This window comes from Hydrogenophaga sp. GW456-12-10-14-TSB4 (genome assembly GCF_059424305.1).
The window spans coordinates 1-21,601 of record NZ_JBWKZH010000033.1; the positions used below are offsets into that span (position 1 = coordinate 1).

14 protein-coding genes are annotated in these 21,601 nt (G+C 64.4%); 2 read left to right on the forward strand and 12 right to left on the reverse strand.

The window, feature by feature from the left end:
• Positions 1 to 6: 6 nt before the first annotated feature.
• Complete coding sequence (locus AC07ZS_RS16690; RefSeq protein WP_494799707.1) at positions 7 to 1,764, forward strand: ABC transporter ATP-binding protein/permease; 1,758 nt, start codon at positions 7 to 9, stop codon at positions 1,762 to 1,764.
• 22 nt (positions 1,765 to 1,786) lie between these two features.
• Here AC07ZS_RS16690 and AC07ZS_RS16695 read toward each other — a convergent pair whose 3' ends face one another.
• The 6 genes from AC07ZS_RS16695 to AC07ZS_RS16720 are packed head-to-tail and all read right to left on the reverse strand — an operon-like array spanning position 1,787 to position 12,713.
• Entirely contained in the window at positions 1,787 to 3,208 is a 1,422-nt protein-coding gene (locus AC07ZS_RS16695; protein ID WP_494799649.1) for an HlyD family type I secretion periplasmic adaptor subunit, read from the reverse strand.
• Between the two features lie 3 nt (positions 3,209 to 3,211).
• On the reverse strand, positions 3,212 to 5,419 hold the full coding sequence (locus AC07ZS_RS16700; protein ID WP_494799650.1) for a type I secretion system permease/ATPase: 2,208 nt from the start codon (positions 5,417 to 5,419) through the stop codon (positions 3,212 to 3,214).
• Positions 5,416 to 9,957: a calcium-binding protein gene (locus AC07ZS_RS16705; protein WP_494799651.1), complete on the reverse strand. Its 4,542-nt coding sequence runs from the start codon at positions 9,955 to 9,957 to the stop codon at positions 5,416 to 5,418. The genes AC07ZS_RS16700 and AC07ZS_RS16705 overlap by 4 nt, the downstream gene beginning before the upstream one ends.
• Positions 9,954 to 10,505: a hypothetical protein gene (locus tag AC07ZS_RS16710; protein ID WP_494799652.1), complete on the reverse strand. Its 552-nt coding sequence runs from the start codon at positions 10,503 to 10,505 to the stop codon at positions 9,954 to 9,956. The genes AC07ZS_RS16705 and AC07ZS_RS16710 overlap by 4 nt, the downstream gene beginning before the upstream one ends.
• Before the next feature lie 15 nt (positions 10,506 to 10,520).
• On the reverse strand, positions 10,521 to 12,185 hold the full coding sequence (locus AC07ZS_RS16715) for an SPM autocatalytic domain-containing protein (protein ID WP_494799653.1): 1,665 nt from the start codon (positions 12,183 to 12,185) through the stop codon (positions 10,521 to 10,523).
• The gene (locus AC07ZS_RS16720) at positions 12,186 to 12,713 is read right to left on the reverse strand and encodes a hypothetical protein (protein WP_494799654.1); all 528 of its coding nucleotides are present in this window, start codon (positions 12,711 to 12,713) and stop codon (positions 12,186 to 12,188) included. It lies immediately after the preceding gene.
• A gap of 392 nt (positions 12,714 to 13,105) precedes the next feature.
• On the opposite strand from AC07ZS_RS16720, the gene AC07ZS_RS16725 reads away from it, so the two are divergent.
• The gene (locus AC07ZS_RS16725) at positions 13,106 to 14,368 is read left to right on the forward strand and encodes a glycosyltransferase (protein ID WP_494799655.1); all 1,263 of its coding nucleotides are present in this window, start codon (positions 13,106 to 13,108) and stop codon (positions 14,366 to 14,368) included.
• Here the strand turns inward: AC07ZS_RS16725 and queC are convergent.
• The 6 genes from queC to AC07ZS_RS16755 form a co-directional block, all read right to left on the reverse strand.
• Positions 14,347 to 15,102, reverse strand: a complete 756-nt coding sequence (gene queC, locus AC07ZS_RS16730; RefSeq protein ID WP_494799656.1) for a 7-cyano-7-deazaguanine synthase QueC — start codon at positions 15,100 to 15,102, stop codon at positions 14,347 to 14,349. The genes AC07ZS_RS16725 and queC overlap by 22 nt on opposite strands.
• 34 nt (positions 15,103 to 15,136) lie before the next feature.
• Positions 15,137 to 16,336, reverse strand: a complete 1,200-nt coding sequence (locus tag AC07ZS_RS16735; RefSeq protein WP_494799657.1) for an HDOD domain-containing protein — start codon at positions 16,334 to 16,336, stop codon at positions 15,137 to 15,139.
• A 16-nt stretch (positions 16,337 to 16,352) separates the two neighbouring features.
• Positions 16,353 to 17,570, reverse strand: a complete 1,218-nt coding sequence (gene flgL / locus AC07ZS_RS16740) for a flagellar hook-associated protein FlgL (protein ID WP_494799658.1) — start codon at positions 17,568 to 17,570, stop codon at positions 16,353 to 16,355.
• A 143-nt stretch (positions 17,571 to 17,713) separates the two neighbouring features.
• Positions 17,714 to 19,627: a flagellar hook-associated protein FlgK gene (gene flgK / locus AC07ZS_RS16745; protein ID WP_494799659.1), complete on the reverse strand. Its 1,914-nt coding sequence runs from the start codon at positions 19,625 to 19,627 to the stop codon at positions 17,714 to 17,716.
• A 13-nt stretch (positions 19,628 to 19,640) separates the two neighbouring features.
• Complete coding sequence (gene flgJ / locus AC07ZS_RS16750) at positions 19,641 to 20,501, reverse strand: flagellar assembly peptidoglycan hydrolase FlgJ (RefSeq protein ID WP_494799660.1); 861 nt, start codon at positions 20,499 to 20,501, stop codon at positions 19,641 to 19,643.
• Between the two features lie 2 nt (positions 20,502 to 20,503).
• Complete coding sequence (locus AC07ZS_RS16755; RefSeq protein ID WP_494799708.1) at positions 20,504 to 21,592, reverse strand: flagellar basal body P-ring protein FlgI; 1,089 nt, start codon at positions 21,590 to 21,592, stop codon at positions 20,504 to 20,506.
• Between the last annotated feature and the right edge of the window lie 9 nt (positions 21,593 to 21,601).

Genomic DNA, 21,601 nt, shown 5'->3' on the forward strand with positions numbered 1-21,601 from the left:
CCCTCGCTGTGGCCCACGCTCAAAGGCATCGGCGCCTTTGCCGCGCCGTACTTCCAGTCCGAGGAAAAATGGCGCGCGCGCGGCCTGCTGCTGGCCGTGGTGCTGCTCAACCTCGGCACGGTCTACATGCTGGTGCAGATCAACGAGTGGTACCGCGTCTTCTACGACGCCCTGCAGGAAAAGAACCAGCCGGTGTTCTGGGAGCAGATCGTCAAGTTCTGCTGGCTGGCGCTGATCTACATCGTGCTCGCGGTCTACAAGTTCTACCTCACCCAGATCCTGCAGCTGCGCTGGCGCGTCTGGCTCACCGACCACTACATGAGCCGCTGGCTGGCCAACAAGGCCTTCTACCGCATGGAGCTGGCGCGCTTCACCGCCGACGAGCACGGCAACCCCGACAACCCGGACCAGCGCATCCAGGAAGACCTCAACCTCTTCACCAGCTACACCGTCTCGCTCTCCATGGGCATGTTCAATGCCCTCATCACCCTGGTGAGCTTCGTCGGCATCCTCTGGACGCTCAGCGGCTCCATCACCCTGCCGCTGCCCGGCTTCCTGGGCGGCGGGCAAGTGGAAATCATCGGCTACATGGTGTGGGCCGCCATCCTGTACTGCGCTGTGGGCAGCGCCATCGCGCACTGGATCGGGCGCCCCCAGGTGCGGCTGAACTTCCAGCAGCAGATGCTGGAAGCCAACTTCCGCCACCACATGGTGCGCGTGCGCGAGTACAGCGAATCCATCGCGCTCGACGGCGGTGAACAGGTGGAGCGCCGCCACCTGGATGTGCGCTTTCGCGACGTGATGGGCAACTACTTCGCCCTCATCCGCAACCAGAAACAGCTCACCTGGTTCAGCAGCTTCTTCTCGCAGGCCGCCATCATCTTTCCGCTGATCGTCGCCGCGCCGCGCTACTTCAGCGGCGCCATCCAGCTGGGCCAGCTGATGCAGATCAACTCTGCCTTCGGCCGCGTGCAGGACTCGCTGTCCTGGCTGGTCGACAACTACATGTCGCTGGCGGTCTGGAAGGCCACCACCGACCGCCTGATCGGCTTCGAGAAGAGCCTGCAGCACCAATCAGAAACGCGCGACAAGATGGCCCTCACCGAGTCGGCTGATGGCATCCGCGCACAGGACCTCACCGTGTCCCTGCCCGGCGGCAGCACGCTGCTGGCCGGTGTGGACCTGGACGTGAAGCCCGGCGACACCGTGCTGCTGCACGGCCCCTCGGGCAGCGGCAAGTCCAGCCTGTTCCGGGCCCTTGCCGGCATCTGGCCACACGCACTGGGCCGCGTGGGCTTGCCCAAGGACACCATGTTCATCCCGCAGCGGCCCTACTTCCCCGACGGCCGCCTGCGCGACGCCCTGGCCTACCCCGACCCGGCAGAGAACTACACCGACGAAGCCCTGCGCGACGCCCTGAACGAGGCCCTGCTGCCGGCACTGACCGACCAGCTCGACCGCGAGGACGCCTGGAGCCAGAAGCTCTCGGGCGGCGAACGCCAGCGCCTGGCGATCGCCCGCGTGATGCTCAAGAAGCCGGCCTGGGTGCTGGCCGACGAAGCCACCAGCGCGCTCGATGAAGAAGCCGAAGCCACGATCTACCAACGCCTGGTGGAGCGGGTGAAGCAGGCGCACGGCGCCATCGTGTCCATCGCCCACCGCTCCACCCTGGCCGCGCACCACCGGCAGCGCTGGGCGCTGCGGGCCAATGAGCAGGCCGCGGCGGGCGGGGCGCGCTACCGGCTGGAAGTGTCCTCGGACTGAGCGCCCGAGCCCCTGCGCGGGCTCAACGCTCGCGCAGGCTCTCGCTCGTGTGCTGCAGCAGCGGCGCCAGGAAATACTCGATCACCCGCCGCTGCCCGGTCTTCACCTCCACCGTCACCGCCATGCCAGGTGACAGGCTCACCTCGGTGCCATCCACCATCAGCGTGGTTTTATCCATGCGCACCCGGCTGGAGTAAATGAGCCCGCGCTTCTCGTCGTTGATCGCGTCGTGCGAGACCGACGACACCGCCGCGTCGATCGTGCCGTACTTGGTGTACTGGAACGTCTCGATCTTCACCTCGGCTTCCTGCCCGGCCTTCACGAAACCGATGTCCTTGTTCTCGAAGAAGGCTTCTACCTCCAACGGGTTGTCGCTGGGCACGATCACCATCAGCGGCTGAGCCTCCGTCACCACGCCGCCTTCGGTGTGCACCACGAGCTGCTGCACCGTGCCGTCCACCGGTGAGGTCAGGCGCATGAGGCGGCCGCGCGAATCCGCCTTCTTCCACTCCTGGCCCAACGCGTCCAGGCGCTGCTGCGCTTCGGTGCTGCTGTCCAGCGTGGCGCGGCGGGTTTCGGCCATCAAGGCTTGCCGTTGCCCCTGCACCTCGCGCAGCGTGGCCTCGATCTCGCGCAACCGGCTGCGCTGGTTGGCCAGATCGGCCTCCTGCTCGATGCGCTCCTGCTCCCGCTCCAGGTAACCGTGGCGCGACACGAAGTTCTGCGCCACCAGGTTCTTGAAGTCCTGCGCGCGCTGCTGGGCGATGGGCATGGTCTGCTCCAGCTTTTTCACCAGCTCCTGGGTGGAGCGCAGCTCGGCCTCTCGCCGCGCAGTGTCGGCCACGATGCGGCTCAAGCGCGCCGAATACTCCGCGTGCTGCCCGGCCAGCAGCCTTTGCGCTTCGAGGTAGCGCGCATCGTCCACCCCGGCAGGCCGGGCCAGCCGGGGTTCGCGACCCGACGCCAGCGCGTCCAGCAACGCCTTGCCCCGCGCCACCTGCAGCACCGCCACGGCCTGCTCACCCACGAGGCGGTCGGTGTCGGCCTGGGTGGTCGTGGCATCGAGCTCGATCAGAAGATCACCTGCCTTCACTCGCTGACCATCGGTGACATGGATGGCCTTCACCGACGCGGTGTCGAAAGACTGGATGGTCTTGGTGCGGTCGTTGGGCACGATCTTGCCTTGCGCGGTCGCCACCACGTCCATGCGGCCGAAGACCGCCCACAGCAGGGTCAGCACCATGAAGCCGATCAGCAGCCACATGGCCACACGGGGCGCGGGCGACACCGGCGTCTCCTGCAGCGACAGCGCGGCAGGCAGAAACTGCGCCTCGTGCGGCAGGCGCTCTACCGGTTCCAGCTCGGCCCGATGCCGCCAGGCGTGGCGGAACGCCGCACCGTAGCGCCGGAGCAGATCGCCCAGGGCTTGAAGTCGAACACCCATGGTCTACCCCTGTTGCAGCTTGTGCAGTGCCGCGTAAGCCCCGTCGGGGTTCTGCAGCAGTTGTGCGTGCGCACCCATCTCCACGATCTGGCCGCGCTCCATCACCACGATGCGGTTCGCGTCGCGCACGGCGCTCAGCCGGTGCGCCACGATGATCACCGTGCGCCCTTGTGCGATGGCTTTCATGTTGTTCTGGATGATGCGTTCGCTCTCGTAGTCCAGCGCGCTGGTGGCCTCGTCCAGGATCAGGATGCGCGGGTTGGAGATCAGCGCACGCGCGATCGCGATGCGCTGGCGCTGCCCACCCGACAGCGTGGAGCCGTGCTCGCCCACCAGCGTGTCGTACCCCTCGGGCAGCTCGGTGATGAAATCGTGCGCGCCCGCCAGGCGGGCCGCGGCCACCACCGCGCTCATCGGCGCCCCGGGGTCGGCCAGTGCGATGTTGTCGCGGATGCTGCGGGCGAACAGCACGTTCTCCTGCAGCACCACGCCCACCTGGCGGCGCAGCGAGCTGGCGTCCGCCAGCGCCAGGTCCAGGCCGTCCACCAGCACGCGGCCCCGCTCGGGCACATACAACCGCTGAATCAGTTTGGTCAGCGTGCTTTTGCCAGAACCCGAACGGCCCACCACCCCGACGACTTCACCCGGCGCGATATCGATGGAGAGGTTCTTCAGCGCCTCCGGCCCATCCGGCCGGTAGCGGAACACCACCTCGTCCAGCGTGATGCGCCCTGCCAGGGGTGGCAGCGCGCTCTTGGCGCCCGACACCTCGGTGCGGCTGTTGAGGATGTCACCCAGGCGCTGCACCGAGATGCCCGTCTGCTGGAAGTCCGTCCACAACTGCGCCAGGCGCATCACCGGCTGCGCCACCTGGCCCGCCAACATGTTGAAAGCGATCAACTGCCCCACGCTGAGCTTGCCTTCGATCACCAGCCGCGCACCGAAGTACAGCGTGGACACCGTCACCAGCTTGGAAATCAGCGTCACACCGCCATTGGCCACCGTCCCGATGGTCGCTGTGCGGAAGCTCGACGACACATACGCCGCCAGCTGGCTGTCCCAGCGCCGCGTCCACTGCGGCTCCACCGCCATGCTTTTCACGGTGTCGATGCCGCTGATGGTCTCCACCAGAAAAGCCTGGTTCTCCGCGCCCCGGTTGAACTTCTCGTTCAGGCGCGCGCGCAAGACCGGCGTGTACACCGCAGTGAGGATGGCGTAACACGGCAGCGAAATCACCACGATCAGCGTGAGCCAGCCGCTGTAGTACGCCATGACCGCGATGAACACCACCGAGAACAGCAAGTCCAGCACCACGGTGAGCGCGTTGCCGGTCAGAAACGAGCGCACGTTCTCCAGCTCGCGCACGCGGGCCACCGAGTCGCCCACGCGCCGCGCCTGAAAGTAGGCCAGGGGCAGGCCCAGCAGATGCCGAAACAGCCGGGCGCCCAGCTCCACGTCGATGCGGCTGGTGGTGTGCGCGAACACGTAACTGCGCAGCGCCGTGAGCGTCACCTCGAAGATGACCACCACGGCAAACCCGATGGCAATCACGTCCAGCGTGGTGTAGCCCCGGTGCACCAGCACCTTGTCCATCACCACCTGGAAGAACAGCGGGGTGATCAGGGCAAAGAGCTGCAACACGAAGCTGACCGCCAACACCTCCAGCAGCAGCTTGCGGTACTTCACCACCGCCGGGATGAACCAGGTGAAATCGAACCGCGCCATCTCGCCCGCGAGCGACGCCCGTGAGGTGAACAGGATCAACTCGCCACCCGGCCAACGCGCCTGCAGGTCTGCCAGGGAGAGCGCCTCCGGCCGCCCGACTCGGGGCGACTGGATCAACACCTTGTCAGCCTCGGCCCGGGCCAGAAGAAAGAACTCCGCGTGCCCCTGCTCATCGCGTCCGATGGCGATGGCCGGCAATGGCGTCTTGTCCAGGCGGTCGAGGCTCACCTTCACCCGCCTGGCCTGCAAGGCCAGCTTCCGGGCCGCCAGCAGAAGATCTTGCGTCTGCAACCCGGAAGCGCCAGAGGCCCCGCCGAACTCATGCGCCAGCTGGTCCGCATCGGCGGCCACGCCGTGCAGGCGGGCCATCATCACCAGGCAGGCGAGACCTGTGTCCAGAGTCGGTGTCTTGACGTGATCTTCTTTCGGGCGATCCAGCGCGCCGGGCTGCAAGGCACCCGGCGCTCCCAGGCTCATGTCGGTCATGTCCAGTTCGCCGCGATCACGGGACTCAGCGCCGTCTGCTGAGCCGGTGTGAGCGTGGTCTGCCCGGGCGGTGGAGGCGCAAACGCCGCCATCGCCGACACCAGCGCATCCACCTGACCGCTCAGCAGCGTCTTGTTGTCCGCCGTCTTGAACTGTTCCACCTTGTACTGATTGCCCGCGTACCAGTTGGTGATGGTCGCCTTGTCATCCGTGCCGATGATGCTCACTTCCAGGTTGTTGGCGACCTGGCGGAACCAGACTTGATCCTTACTCACCCCTGCCATGAATTGCAGGAGGTCGGTGTTTCCGGTGGTGCTGTCGGTGTCTTGAACGGTGTCAACCCCATCGCCACGGCCGAACCGGTAGACGTCATTCCCGGTCCCACCCATCAGCGTGTCGTTGCCCGCGCCCCCTTCCAGCACATCGTTGCCAGCACCACCCGTGAGCACATCGTTGCCTTCACCTCCGTACAGGCTGTCGGCCTTCGTGCCCCCCGTCAGGTTGTCCGCCCCGCCCAGCCCGTAGATCCGGTTGCTCACGTCGCTCAACCCCACGATGGTGTCTGCTGCAACCGTGCCCGTGGTGGTGAACCGTGCTTTCACATCGGCTTCGTTCCACACCACGCCATCGCTGAACTTGAACTGCTCGATCTTGTAGCCCGGGTAGGCGGAGTCGAAGTACTTGAACACTGTCAGCTCGTCGCCCGTGCCATATCTCAGCACCAAGTCGAGGCTGTCTGGCTTGCGCTCCAATGCGACCAGCTCCGTGGACTTCACGTCCAGGAACTCGACCACGTCCGTGTTGCTGGCATCGATGTCGTAGTCGGAGATGCGGTCCACGCCCGAGCCGATGCCAAAGCGGTAGGTGTCAGCCCCCACCCCTCCCGCCAGGTAGTCGTTGCCCAGACCGCCGTCCAGAACATCGTTGCCTTCAACACCGAAGATGGTGTCATTGCCAGCACCTCCGTACAGGCTATCGGCCTTGCTCCCACCCGTGATGGAGTCGGCCCCATCCCCTCCGTCGATGCGATCAGCTGCCGTCGCCATGCCAGCAATGGTGTCATTGCCCGCCGTGCCGGCCGTCACGAACCTCGCCCGCACATCCGCTTCGGTCCACACCACGCCATCGCTGAATTTGAACTGCTCGATCTTGAAGCCAGGGTTGGTGAGATGGAAGTAGTTCATCACCGTGAGCTCATCACCCGTACCGTACTTGATCACCAAGTCCACGGTTCCGAGCCTTCGCTCCAAGGCCACTAGGTCAGTGGACTTCACATCCAGGAACTCGATCACGTCCGTGTTGCTGGCATCAATGTCATAGTCGTAGATGCGATCTACACCCGAACCGACGGCAAATCGGTAGGTGTCGGCTCCCACCCCGCCCGCCAGGTAGTCGTTGCCCAGGCCACCGTCCAGAACATCGTTGCCTTCAACACCATAGATGGTGTCATTGCCAGCACCGCCGTACAGGCTGTCGGCCTTGCTTCCACCCGTGATGGAGTCGGCCCCATCCCCTCCGTCGATGCGATCTGCTGCCGTCGCCATGCCAGCAATGGTGTCGTTACCCGCCGTGCCGGCCGTCACGAACCTCGCCCGCACATCCGTCTCGTTCCACACCACACCATCGCTGAACTTGAACTGCTCGATCTTGAAGTTGGGGTTGGTGAGATGGAAGTAGTTCGCTACTATGAGCTCATCACCCGTACCGTACTTGATCACCAAGTCCACGGTTCCGAGCCTTCGCTCCAGAGTCACCAGGTCAGTGGACTTCACATCCAGGAACTCGATCACATCCGTGTTGGTGGAATCAAAGTCGTGGTCGTAGATGCGGTCCACACCCGATCCGACGGCAAAACGGTAGGTGTCAGCTCCCGCCTCACCCGACAGATAGTCGTTGCCTAGGCCGCCGTCCAGAAAATCGTTGCCCTCACCACCATAGATGGTGTCATTGCCAGCACCGCCGGACAGGGTGTCATCCTTGATATTGCCAGTGATCTGGTCTGCACCGTCACCCCCGTGGATTCGGTCGCCGATATCGCTCAGTCCCGTGATGGTGTCGTCACCCGCCGTGCCAACGGTCACGAACCGTGCTCTCACGTCCGCCTCGGCCCACATCACCCCGTCGCTGAACCTGAACTGTTCAATCTTGAAGCGGGCATCATTGGCAAGGAAATAGTTCACCACGGTCAGCTGATCGCCCGCGCCGTACTTGAGCACGAGGTCAACGCTGCCCATCTTGCGCTCCAGCACCACCAGATCCGTGGACTTGACATCGAGGAACTCCACCGCGTCGATGGCGGTGGTGTCGAAGTCGACGTCAAAAATGCGGTCTGCGCCATCCCCTTTGGACAAGTAGTAGACATCAGCGCCCGCCCCTCCTGTCAGCGTGTCGTTGCCGGTGCCTCCATACAGGCTGTCGGCCTTTGTGCTGCCCGTCATGCTGTTGTTCAGTGCATTTCCCAGCAGCAGGTAGCCGGTCTGCGGCGCATCGGCCACGCTGATCGTCGTGGCATCAGCCCCCGCCCAGACAATGCGCTCCTGAGCCAGAAGGGCACTGATGGCAGGTGTGATGCTCAAGGTGGACAACACGTCCACCAGTTTCTCTTCGGGCGACCAGCCCACGCTTCGAAGCGAGTCGGCAAGGTAGCGCCGCAACTCCAGCAAATCGTGCAGGCCGTTCACGGCATCGGCCGCCACACCGGCCTGCATCAATGCATCGATGCCAGTCGTGTCGAACCCGATGCCGTTCTCGTCAATGATGAGCTCGATGGCATCCAGGTACGGCTTCAACCGGGTCTGCACCACCAGCGCTGCGTACACGCTCTCCTTCAAGGCATCGTATGCCTGCTGCAGCAAAGCCACCTGATCCGCCGGCGGCGTGATCGTGTAGGTGGTGACGCCGTTGGCCGTCGTCGCACGCTCCCCCGCCGGCATCGCGCCACCCACCGGGTTGTAGAAGCGGCTGCCATTGAACGCCTCCAGCACCGCGATCATGTTGCGGTACTCATTGGCCGTCATGCCCGCTGGCGGGTTCACCGTCACCGTCCCGCCCAGCGTGTCTTCCAGGCTGCTCCAGTAGCTCGACGTCTGCGCCCACTCGGTGATCAGGTTGTCCAGCAAGGCCCGCTGCGCATCCCTCGTCGTGGCCGCTGCAAAGCCGTTGACCGCCGCCTCCAGCTCATCGGCGGCCGTGCCCGTCAGGCTCATCGCCGCCCTCAGGTTCCTCACCATCCCCGAGCCGTTCATCTGCGGCAGCGCCTGCGCCGTCTCCGTGATCGTCACCGGGCTGCCCGCTTCGTCCACCACCTCCGGTGGGATCTCCGAGAAGAAGGCATTGGCCTCCAGGTCGATCGCGCCCACCGTGCGGGTCACGCCCCCTTGGGTGAAGGTGGTGCTGAGCGCCACGCGGTTGTTGTTGATGGTCTGCCCGGCCTGTGGGCCGGTGCTGGTGCCGTTCAGGCCAATGCGGGTGATGTTCAACCCGGCCAGCGTGCTCAGCTCGTTGCTCTGGCTGATGCCGTCCTGGTTGAGGTCGCGCCAGACTTGCAGCTGGCCCCAGGCAGTGTCTGCGCTGGTGATCTGGCCATCGCCGTTGGAATCGAGATCGGCCAGGGCGTCAAAGCCCTGAGTGGCGAGCTGACCGCTGCTCTTCACAGTGTCCACGCCGAAGAGTTCGCGACCGCTGTCGATCGAGCCGTTGCCGTTCAGATCGCGCACCAGCAAGCCATCGTCTGCACCCGCCCAGCCCGTGCCGGTCTTGATGCCGTCCGCGTTGTGGTCGAAGAGGACGTTGCCGCTGGCGGCCGTCAACTCCAGGCCGTCTCCGTCAAGGTCCAGCACCAGCGGGTCTCGGCGGACAACGAAATTGCGGGCATTTGAAAAGCGCGTATTCAATTCAATGGGAATGGCGTAGTCAAAGAGACTGTCCCAAAAAAGCTCGCCACCTTCCCCAGGGATGCCGAGCGCAGGCGCGATTCCCGCCTGCCACAAATACTTCGCCCCCATGGAGGCAGCAAGACCAACACCCGCTGCTAGCCACCAAGGCGCGGTAGAAGCGATGGCAAGGCCGATTAGAACGCCACTTAAAGCGCCTATCGCAGTAGAGCCAACATCGTAGGCTGTGACACTGCTATCAGATATTTCCACAAGCACTTCGGCTACAGCGATAAGGCTCCCCAAGTTTTTCGCCATAACTTCAAGATTTCGCGAAGCATCGTTCGCCACAGCTTGGAAATCGCGTGCCCAGTCAATGTCATCAAGAGCTTGCGTAACTGTGCCAATTCGTGCAAGCAACATTTGGTTGCCCACTTGTTGTTGCGCCACAGTGAGCTCAGTTCGTAGAGCGGTCGTCACCTTGCCCCAAGCAAGTGCCATCTGATGAGTAGAAACGGCAAGCGCTCTCTGCTCTTGAACCATTATCTTTGCAGCCACAACCAACTCATCTATTGCATCTACGGCCGATTTTAGATAAGGACGGGTTCGCTCTGCAACACCACCAACGGCCTCCCACGCACCAACCTCATTCCATTGCTTCGTCATTTCGCACCTTTATTGAAAAAATGATCAATCAAAACAATTAAATTGCAATAAACCCAAGAGAGACACCATGCAGGAATTGCACCGGCAACAAGCCATCCTCCCAATGCTAACGCTGCTCTCGAGGAGTTCACCGGAAGAAGATTAAAGTCATAGCCTGGGTTTAAGAAAAGTATAAAAACTGCCAAGAGGGCAACAAGGGGAATTAAAAACAATCTACCAATTAGATCACCTGTTGATCGGATATTCCAAAGTCGTTCGAACCACGGTTCGCTGCTTTTCGTACGCAGTTCTCTCAAGGAGTAGATAAAGTGCATAGGGAACAACGAAAAAGCCAACGCCATATATAGTGCCGTTGCAGCAGGAAACTCAGATCTTGAAGAGTAAGTCGCAACCGGGGGGAAAATTGTCGCCAATATTTGAATAAACGACTGCTGCAAGGGAAAAGTATTTTGATTACTTGCAGGCAAATACCAAGCGACAGCAGCGAGACCGCAGAGTGCGAAGGCCATCACGGGTTTATTGACAAAATAGGGAAGCGTGATTTTCATTTTTACCGACTTGCCTTAGTTATTTGATCTTTGCAAATAGCACGAATCGTTTGCCGCTACCATTTTGTAGAACCGGCTGCCGTTGAACGCCTCCAGCACGGCGATCATGTTGCGGTACTCACTGGCCGTCATGCCCGCTGGCGGGTTCACCGTCACCGTGCCGCCCAGCGTGCTCTCCAGGCTGCTCCAGTAGCTCGATGTCTGCGCCCACTCGGTAATCAGGTTGTCCAGTAAGGCCCGCTGCGCATCCCGCGTCGTGGCCGCTGCAAAGCCGTTGACCGCCGCCTCCAGCTCATCGGCGGCAGTGCCCGTCAGGCTCATCGCCGCCCTCAGGTTCCTCACCATCCCCGAGCCGTTCATCTGCGGCAGCGCCTGCGCCGTCTCCGTGATCGTCACCGGGCTGCCCGCCTCGTCCACCACCTCCGGTGGGATCTCCGAGAAGAAGCCATTGGCCTCCAGGTCGATCGCGCCCACCGTGCGGGTCACGCCCCCTTGGGTGAAGGTGGTGCTGAGCGCCACGCGGTTGTTGTTGATGGTCTGCCCGGCCTGTGGGCCGGTGCTGGTGCCGTTCAGGCCAATGCGGGTGATGTTCAACCCGGCCAGCGTGCTCAGCTCGTTGCTCTGGCTGATGCCGTCCTGGTTGAGGTCGCGCCAGACTTGCAGCTGGCCCCAGGCAGTGTCTGCGCTGGTGATCTGGCCATCGCCGTTGGAATCGAGATCGGCCAGGGCGTCAAAGCCCTGGGTGGCGAGTTGGCCGTTGCTCTTGACGGTGTCCACGCCGAAGAGCTCGCGACCGCTGTCGATCGAGCCGTTGCCGTTCAGATCGCGCACCAGCAAGCCGTCATCCGCCTTCGCCCAGCCTGTGCCGGTCTTGATGCCGTCCGCGTTGTGGTCGAAGAGGACGTTGCCAGAAGCCGCAAGCAGTTCCAGGCCGTCTCCGTCAAGGTCCAGCACCAAGGGGTCTCGGCGGGGGACGTGGTCGCGGGCGGAGTTGAAAAATGTATTGATAGCTATATCAAATAAACGATTCCAACCATCAAAGATAGTTGGACCGTATTTGCCGCCAACGTACGCGCCAGCGAAGGCGACACCAAAAACCAGCGCAGTTGCGACCCCCGCAGGAACTGCAACTATAGAAGCTAATGCAGCGATGCCGGCTGCAGCTATTGCAACCCCGGCATGTCCAAACGCGGCACCCGCACCCAGTCCCGCAGCGGTACCGCCAAATTTGACCCAATCACCATTTTCAATAGCACCATACAGATCACGAACATATTGATATCCATCTAGCGCAGGTCCTGTAACTCTTGCAGCGACACCTACCATTGCTTGTCGCGCAGCAATCGCTGCTGTCGCACCGGCAGCCTCAAGTGCAGCGGTCCCTCCTGCGCGAGTGGCATCAATGTATAAATTGATCCTCTGAGCGGACTCAATGAGGGCTGAACGTTCAAGAGGTGTTCCAACACCTTCGGCCAAATTCATTATCTTCTGTGACAATTCGGCTGCACGACCAAGCAAGTGATCGCCTAATTGAGCATACTGAAGTGAGGTTGCCTGAGTTCCATTTACCAGCCACGCTGAGCCACTATCGATTCCGGCGACCAGCGCTGCAAAAACGACCGCAGCTTCTTGCTGCAATTTGTTTGATATCTCGGCAAACGATGGATTTTCTGTAGTCATTTATACGCCCTTAAATTTTGAGAAAAAATAATTGAAGATGAAGAGCCACATCACCATTTGGGCGATGAAAAACAAACAACTCCAAATCGCCAAGCCAGCTCTTGCGTGCTTAACCCAATTTTGAACAAATTGAACCGATGGCAGATCCACGTTTCCCAATGGGAAAAAAGGCATCAAAACCACAAGAACTGCCACCAGAAACAAAAAACCACCTGACACTCCAATATTTGGCGGTAAATACAAAACAATTGAATGTGCGCTTTTTGTCAATGAAAACGCCAAAACCATCCCACCGAACACAGCAAGAACCAGCATTGCAAAATAGGTTACTCGCAGCGCTGATGGGTGATTACTACCTTCACTCATTAGAGCAGCATCAATAACAATATTGGCACTCCACCCATCCATCATTGCAAGCACCTTCGAGCTTTCACTTACATCGGAAGGCAGAAAAAAACTTAACCCACACAAAGTTAGCAATGAGCTTGAAACATATCCCAAAATGCACCACTTCAATCTTGCGCTCAATTAATCACCTCGGAATTTAACTACCCAACAACCAATTGCCTTGCAGCCGACCGCTGCCGACGCGCGAATGACGTCAGCGCAGGCATGCGAAAAGGCCGATTTGGAAAGGGATTGCGAGGGCCTGTATCGCCCTCAGCGCCATGCAGGCGTGGCGAGCCAGCAGTTGATCTGCTACAAGGCTCGTGCCTTTTTGGCCGTGGCTCGGCACAAGGCTGTCTAAAAGCATGTTCCCTCCCTGGGATTTTTTGTTCGAGCGATTGGAGCCTGGAATTCTGGCGCCGCGTTACAGAGGTTACCCGGGTTCCAATGTCTGCTCTCATTTTTTTGTTGGCGAGCGACCCATCGACACATGGTGACCGCGGACAATCCCTGTTCTTCTGCAAGTCTTTCGTATGACTTTTACGGCGATGCGCGTTCTTTTCATTCATCAGAACTTCCCCGGCCAGTTTCGCCATCTCGCACCGGCGATGGCCCGCCTCGGGCATGAGGTGGTGGCGATGGTCATTCAGCCCGGCAAGAAAGCCCTGGCATGGAACGGCGTCCGCGTTGTGCCCTATCAGGTGTCCCGCAAAAACACCCCCGGGTTGCACCCCTGGCTGGTGGACATGGAAACCAAAACGCTTCGGGCCGAGGCCTGCTGGCAGGTCGCCCAGGCCCTGAAAACCCAAGGTTTCGCGCCCAACGTGATCGTCGCCCACCCGGGCTGGGGCGAACCGCTGTTTCTCAAGCAGGTATGGCCGGAAGCCAAACTGGTTCTCTACGCCGAGATGTTCTATCAAGCCGTTGGAGCGGACATGGGGTTTGACGCCGAGTTCGCGGCGTCCAATGCCGCTGCGGATGCGTGCCGCATGCAGATGAAGAATCTCAACAACCTCGCCCATCTGGATCAGGCGGACGCCGCGATCAGCCCGACGCAATGGCAAGCCGATACGTTTCCGGCCCACTGGCGCCAGCGCATCCATGTGATCCACGACGGGATCGACACCGACGCATTGCAACCCCGGTCAGATGTTCAATTCAAGCTGCCTGATGGCAACCCATTGACGCGAAAGGACGAGGTGGTCACCTATGTGGCGCGGCATCTGGAGCCCTATCGCGGGTTCCACATGTTCATGCGCGCATTGCCCGATCTGCTTCGCCAACGGCCCCATGCGCGCATCGTGATCGTTGGCGAAGAGGGGAATGGCTATGGAGCGGCGGCACCCCAAGGAACCAGCTGGCGCCAGGTTTTCACCGACGAGGTGCGCGGGCGGATTCCCGATGCGGATTGGGCCCGGGTGCAATTCGTCGGCCGGCTGAGCCGCCCCGATTTCACGAGCCTGCTGCAGTTGTCCCGGGTGCACGTGTACCTGAGCTACCCCTTCGTGTTGAGCTGGAGCCTGCTCGAAGCAATGAGCGTGGGCTGCTGCATCGTGGCGAGCGACACGGCGCCGGTGCGCGAGGCCATCACCTGCGGGGAACACGGCCGGCTGATTGGCTTCTTCGACCAGGCCGGTTTGGTGGAGCGCATCGTCGGCCTGCTGGACGACCCGACGCAAAGAGACCGGCTGGGAGCGCAGGCACGCCAGCGCGCCATCGAGCGCTACGACCTGCAGAAGGTCTGCCTGCCTGAGCAACTGCGCTGGATCGACCTTCAGGCCACCGGCGCCGCGTAGTTCGCCCACCCCTTCGCCCGCAACTCGCAGGCCGGGCACCCGCCGCACCCGTAGCCCCAGGGCTGGCGGTGTTCGCGGTCGCCGAGGTAGCAGGTGTGGGTGTGCTCCACGATCAGGTTCACCAGCGCGTTGCCACCGCCCACCAGCAGCGCGTTTTCGCCCAGCTCGTGCGCCAGGCGCCAGGTGGCGGCCTTGTCGATCCACATCAACGGGGTGTCGATCAGGAAGCGGTGGTCCATGCCGAGCGACAGGGCGACCTGCAGCGCTTTCATGGTGTCGTCGCGGCAGTCGGGGTAGCCCGAGAAGTCGGTTTCGCACACACCGGTGACGATGACCTGGATGCCGCGCCGGTAGGCCAGGGCCGCGGCCAGCGTGAGGAACAGCAGGTTGCGCCCGGGCACGAAGGTGTTGGGCAGGCCGTTTTCTTCCATGCGGAAGGCCATGTCGCGCGTGAGCGAGGTTTCGCTGACCTTGCCAAGCACACCGAGGTCGAGCACGTGGTCTTCACCCAGCCGCTGCGACCACGCGGGAAAGCGCTGGCGCAGTTCGCGCAGCACGTTCAGGCGGGCGGTCATCTCCACGCTGTGGCGCTGCCCGTAGTCGAAGCCGATGGTTTCCACGCGCGGGTAGCGCGACAGGGCGTGCGCCAGGCAGGTGGTGGAGTCTTGCCCACCGGAGAACAGCACGAGCGCGCTGGTGTGGTGGGGGGTGGAGGCGGGTGGCGCGGAGGTCATGATGGCCTCCATCGTAGCGCGCCGCCAGATCCCTTCAGGTCAACCGCTCGGACCTCGGGCTGGTGTGGTCCCGGCTGGTCGCCAGCATGCGGATGAGCGCGCGGTTGGCGTGTTCCAGGCTGATGTCGTGCCGCTGGCACACCGCCGGCAGGCGGTGCAGCTGGCCGGGCTCGCCCAGGGCGCGCGCGACGTCGAGCAGCGGGTGGTAGGGGCCGTCGTGGCGCAGCACGGCGTCGAACACCCGGCCCGACAGCGGCAGGCGGTTGAGCAGTTCGCCCAGCGGCTGGTGCAGCAGGCGGTCGAGCTGCGAGAGCAGCGCGGTAGTGTAGACCTCGCCGCGCAGGTTGTCTTCGGAGCCGGTGGCCAGCAGGTGCTGGGCCAGGCGCGAGCGCATCACCATGGCGTAGCGCACGGGGTGCAGGTCGCGGTCGGGTTCGCTGTGGGGCAGTTGCTCGGCCAGCCAGCGGCCCAGCTCGCGAAAGCCCAGCATCATGAGGGCGTGCCGCAAGGAGCCGATTTCGTGGCGGCCGCCGAAGGCGGCGGAGTTGACCAGCAACAGGATGCGGTAGACCAGCACGGGGTCCTGCCGCACCAGGCGTTCGAGGTGTTCGATGGAGCAGTCTTCGTCGCCGATGGCCATGAGGATCTGCTTGACCACCGTGCCGTCGTAGTTCAGCGGCTGATGGCGGTGGGCGTGCAGCACGTCGCCTTCGGGCCAGCCGAGCACGCCCCAGGCGCCGGCGTCGTCCAGGCATTGGCGCGCCAGGGTTTGCGTGGCAACGCCCTCGACGAGCTGGCCGATCAGCCCGGCGGGCACGGATTCGGCACCCAGCCGCAGCAGGTTGCGCGCATCGGCCGGGGCCACGGCCTGGCCGCGCACGGCGGCCATCTCGGTGCGGCGCAGCAGCCGGTGCCCGCGCCGCGCCCCGGCGGTGAGGCGGGCCAGGGTCTCGGTTTGCTCGAACAGGGCGGCCGGCACTTCCAGCCAGGTGTTGTGCACGGGCTCGCAAGCCAGTGCCTGTTGCAGCAGGCGCGGGCTGTCCACGCTGAGGATGAGCACCGGGGCGTTGGCGGGCCAATCGTCGCCCAGGGCCTGCATGAGGTGGGCTGCGTCCACGGATTCCGGGTGCACGGCGCGCACGCCCAGGCGCACGGCGGCAAGTTCGCGGGCGCGGTTCCACACGGGCTCGTAGCCCAGTGCGATGCTGTCGAGCACGGTGTGACTGATGATCATGAGGAGAGAGCCCGGGTCAATTGATCACCTGGAAGAGCGACAGGCGCTGCACCTGTGCGTAGGTCTTGATGGCGGCTTCCAGGCCGAGCTGCTGGGTCTGCAGGTCGGACAGGCCCTTGATCGGGTCCAGCTCGACCAGCCGGGCGTTTTCGGTTTTGAGCGCGATGGAGCCGTCTTCCATCTGGGTGTTGAGCGAGTCGGCGCGGTTGAGCCATTCACCGGCGCGGCCGCGGGCGGCGAGCACGCGGTCGTGCCCGGCATCGACCTCGGTCAGGGCGCGCGCCATCGCCTGGGCGTGGTACGCGCTCTCGTTGGGGCCGTTGTAGCGCAGCGCGTCCACCGCGCTCTGCACGACGGAGAAGATGTCGGTGGTGTCGGTCACGGGCCGCAGTTCCACGCGGTCGCCCGCCTTGGGGGTGCCGCGCATTTCCAGCGACACACCGTCGAATTCGATGCTCTTGTTGGCCACGTAGGGCTGGCCGATGTGGCCGGGCACCGGCGTGCCGGTGGTGGTGTTGGTCACGGTGTACTGCATCACGCCGCCGACTTCGGCGAAGGTGATGTCGTAGTCGTCGCCGGTGAACGCGGTGGCGTCGGTGACGTTGCCCACGGTGGTGCTCACGTTGCCGGTGTTGCCAGCGGGCACGCCGAGCGTGAACGTGCCGTTGCCCTGGGGCACGCGCATCCAGATGGCGTCGCCGTCGAGCGCCTGGGGCAGCGAGGTGTTGCCGGCGGCGGCCTGGCCGCGCTGGCCACCGAACTGCACGCCGGCGCCCGTCGGGCCGTAGGCGTCCACGAAGGGCGTGGACGAACCGCCCAGGCCGCCGTAGAGCGTGCGGCCGGCGTTGTCCTTGCGGTTGGCCACGGCGATCAGCTGCTCGCGCAGGCCTTCGAGCTGTTTGGCCACGTCTTCGCGCTCGGCATCGGTGAAGGTGGCGTTGCCAGCGGTCACGAGCAGGTCGCGCACGCGCTGGATCAGGTCGCCCGATTCCTTCAGGCCGGACTCGGCCTGCTGCAGGCTGGCGCGCGAGGCTTCCAGCGCGCGCATGTCGGCGGTGGTGCGCGCCAGGCGGTTGGCGGCGGTCTCGGCCAGGGTGGCGGCCACCGGGTCGTCGCTGGCCTTCTGCACGCGCAGGCCGGTGGACACGCGCTCCTGCTGCGCGGCCAGTTCGGCCTGGCGGCGGGTCAGGATGGCGATGGTGTTGTCGTAGGTGTGGGCAGTGGCGATGCGCATGTCAATTCCTCAATCTTGCGAACGAGCCTCCAGGGGCATCAAGGGTCCGGCTTCGCCGGCCCAAGATGCCGTCTCCCCTCCAAACGCCGAAGGCGCGCCAGAGAGGGGGGAAGCCGCGCAGCGGCGCAGGGGGGTATTCATATCTAGCGACCCACGGTCTGCAGCAGGCTGTCGAAGGTGCTCTGGGCGATCTGCAGGAACTTGGCCGAGGCCTGGTAGGCCTGCTGGTACTGCAGCAGGCGCGCGGCCTCTTCGTCCAGGTTGACGCCAGCCACGTTGGCGCGCGCGGTCTCGGCGGTGTTGGCGATGTTGGCCGAGAAATCGGCGGCGAACTTGGCGCCCTGCACGCGCGTGCCGATGTCGGCGAACAGGCTGACGTAGCCGTCGGACAGCGGCACGCCGCCGTAGGTGGGCAGGTCGCGCAAGGCCAGCATGCCGGTGCTGTTGCCCGCGTTCTGAGAGATGCCACCCGCCGGCGCGGCGCCGATGCTGAAGGTGTCGCCCGCGCCGGGGCTGCCGCGCATCGTGAGGCTCCAGCCGTTGAGGGTGATGGCCTCGCCCGGCTTGAAGTTGTAGCTCGGTGGCGGGCCGGGGTTGTCGGGCGCGGGGTTGCCCGGGCCCAGGCCGGTGGCGGTGAAGCTGCCGTCGGCCAGGAAGGTGATGGTGACCGGGTCGGTGAGGTTGGCCGAGGCCGACGAGGCGTACAGGCTCTCCACGCTCAGGCCGCCGGAATTGCCGGTGCCGGGCGTGACCATGACCGGGCTGGCGGCGGCCAGCTTGTCGGGCGAGCCGATGGCCACCTGCAGGTCGCGCGCGGCGGCGGCGTAGGGGCGCACCAGGAAACGGTCGCCCGGCGCGCCGGCGCCGTTGTCGAGGTTGAAGGTCAGGCCGTCGACCACCGCAGGCAACGAGGTCACGGGCGTGGAAGTGCCGTCGGACAGGCGCACCACGCTCATGCCGGTGGCCTCGAAGCGCAGTTCGTAGTCGGGGGCGACGAGCGCGGTCGGGTCGGCCACGCTGGCGCTGACCTCGGCGCTGCCGGTGTTGCCCGGCCGGGCCAGGCCCACGGCCGCGGCCGGCGTGTTGAAGAAGTTCTGGCCCGGATTGCCCTGCAGGTCCACGCCCAGCTTGTGCTGGTTGTTCACGGTGGTGGCGGTGGCCAGGGCCATGCGGCCCAGCAGGTTCTGCGTGTCGACCAGGTCCTGGTTCATGAAGCGCATCAGGCCGGCAAGTTCGCCGCCGCCCAGGTTGGCATCCGGGATCGGGGTGCTCACGCCGCCCTGCACGAACGAGAGCGCGACGCGCGCGCTGTCGGTGCTGTCCTGCCCGGCGGCCAGGGCGTTGGCCTGCGAACCCAGCACCAGCGGCTGGCTGCCGGCGATGAACACGCTCACGGCGCCGCTGTCCGAGGGCACGTTGGTGGTCTGGACGTACTTGTTGAGGTCGCTCAGGATCCTGTCGCGCTGGTCGAGCAGGTCGTTGGGCGTGTGGCCGTTGCCCTGGCTTTCGGTGATGCGCTCGTTGACCTTGGCCAGGTCTTTCGCCAGGCCGTTGATGATGTTGACCGCGCCGCCCACCTGCTGTTTGGTGGTGTTCTGCAGCGAGTCGATCTGCGCGGCGGTGTTGCGCAGGCGCGAGGCGAGTTCCTCGCCCTTGGCGATGACCACCACACGCGCGGTGAGGTTGCCGGGCGAGGACGAGACGTCGGTCCAGGCGTTGAGCATCTCGTTGAGCGCGGTGCCCAGGCCAGCCGAACCGGTGGGGAAGGCGCTTTCGAGCTGCTGCAGGCGGGCGTAGCGCAGGGCGTCGGCGGCGGCCACCGAGCCGGCCTTCTGCGCCTCGCGCGTCAGGTACTGGTTGTGCGAGCGCTCGACGGTGGCGATCTCCACGCCCATGCCGAAATAGCCGTTGCCCATCTGCTGGTAGCCGGACGTCTGCTGGATGACGTTCTGGCGCGAGTAGCCGGGCGTGTTGACGTTGGCGATGTTGTTGCCGATGACCTGCAGGGCGGCCAGGTTGGCATTGAGCGCGCGGGCACCGATGTTGAGGGAAGGCATGGCGGGGTCTCGGTCAGCCCTGGGCGCGCTGGAGCGTCAGGGTGGTGTTGATCGCGCGGCTGAGCTTGGCGGCGTACTGGGGGTCGGTGGCGTAACCGGCTTTCTGCAGGCCGCTGGCGAAGCCTTGCACGGAATGCAGCTGGTCCATCACGCCTTCGTAGCGCGGGCTGTTGCCGATGAGGCGGGCGTAGTCGCGGAACGAGTCGGCGTAGGAGTCGTAGGCGCGGAACTTGGCGGTCACTTTGCGCGGCTCGCCGTTGACGTATTCGGTGGTCGTGATCTCGGCGACCTTGCCCTTCCAGCTGTCGGTGGCCTTGATGCCGAACAGGTTGTGCGACGGCGAGCCGTCGGCATTCTTGATCTCGCTGCGGCCCCAGCCGGTCTCGTGGCCGGCCTGGCCGATCATGAAGCTGGCGGGAATGCCGGACTCGCGCGCCACGGTGGCCGCGGCCTCGCTGTGCTGTTCGACAAAACCCGATTGGCGCGGGCCCGCGTTCGCGCGGCCCACGGTGCTGGTGTCGCCGGTGGCGGCCAGTGGGCCACCGCCCTTGGCGGCATCGGTGTTCGACATCTGGCGGCCGAGCTGGCGCTCGATCGCTTCGGACAGGCCGCCGGGCAGGCCCGAGAGCTGCACCGAGAACTGCTGGTCGAGCAGGTCCATGCCCAGGTTGCTGCCTTCGCCGTCCATCAGGCCCGACTTCTGCGTGGCTTCGCGCATGCTCTTGATGAGCTCGCGCATGAAGAGCGACTCGAACTGCTTGGCCGCTTCTTTCAGCGCGGCCTTGTCGTCGCCCTTGCCCGAGCCGTAGCGCAGCGCGTTGAGCGCTGTCGGGTCGGCGGCCAGACCGCTGGGCGTGAGGGCACGGGTGTTCATGCTCAGATGACTTCGAGTTCCGCGTTCATCGCGCCGGAGGCCTTGATCGCCTGGAGGATGGCCAGCAGGTCCTGCGGCGTGGCACCCAGCGAGTTCAGGGCGCGCACCACGTCGGCCAGTTGCGGCGCGGTGTCGATCTTGACGAGCGAGCCCTTGTCCTGGCGGATCTGGATGTCGGCCTTCTCGGTGACCACGGTCTGCCCGCCCACCGACAGCGGGTTGGGCTGGCTGATCACCGGCGTGGAGCTGATGCTCACCGAGAGGTTGCCGTGCGAGACGGCGCAGGCGCCGAGCGTGACGGCCTGGTTCATGACGATGGAGCCGGTGCGCGAGTTGATGATCACGCGCGCGGTGGGGATGGTGGCGTCCAGGCGGATGTCTTCCACCCTGGCCAGGAAGCTCACGCGCTGGCTGGGGTCGGCCGGCGCGCGCAGGCGCACCACGCGGCCGTCCACGGCACTCGCCACGCCCGCGCCCATGGTGCGGTTGATGGCGTCGGTCACGCGGCTGGCGGTCTGGAAGTCGTTCGAGTTCAGGCCCAGGTCGATAGTGTCGCCCAGCGCGAAGGGCGTGGCCACCGCGCGCTCGACCTGTGCGCCGCCGGGCACGCGCCCTGCGCTCAGGTGGTTGACCTGCACCTTGCTGCCGCCGGCCGATGCACCCGCACCGCCGACCAGCAGGTTGCCTTGCGCGAGCGCGTAGATCTCACCGTCGGCGCCCTTGAGCGGCGTGGTGATGAGGGTGCCGCCGCGCAGCGATTTGGCGTTGCCGATCGAGGACACGGTCACGTCGATGGCCTGGCCGGGCTGGGCAAAGGCGGGCAGCTGCGCGGTGACCATCACGGCCGCCACGTTCTTCAGCTGCATGTTGGTGCCGGGTGGCAGGGAGAGGCCGAGCTGCTGCAGGTAGTTGTTCAGGCTCTGCGTGGTGTATGGCATCTGCGTGGTCTGGTCGCCGGTGCCATCGAGCCCGACCACCAGGCCGTAGCCGGTCAGCTGGTTGCTGCGCACGCCCTGCACGGCCGCGATTTCCTTGATGCGGATGGACTGGGCGGCCACCGGCAGGCAAGCCAGCACGCCGCACAAGAGCATCAAGTTTCG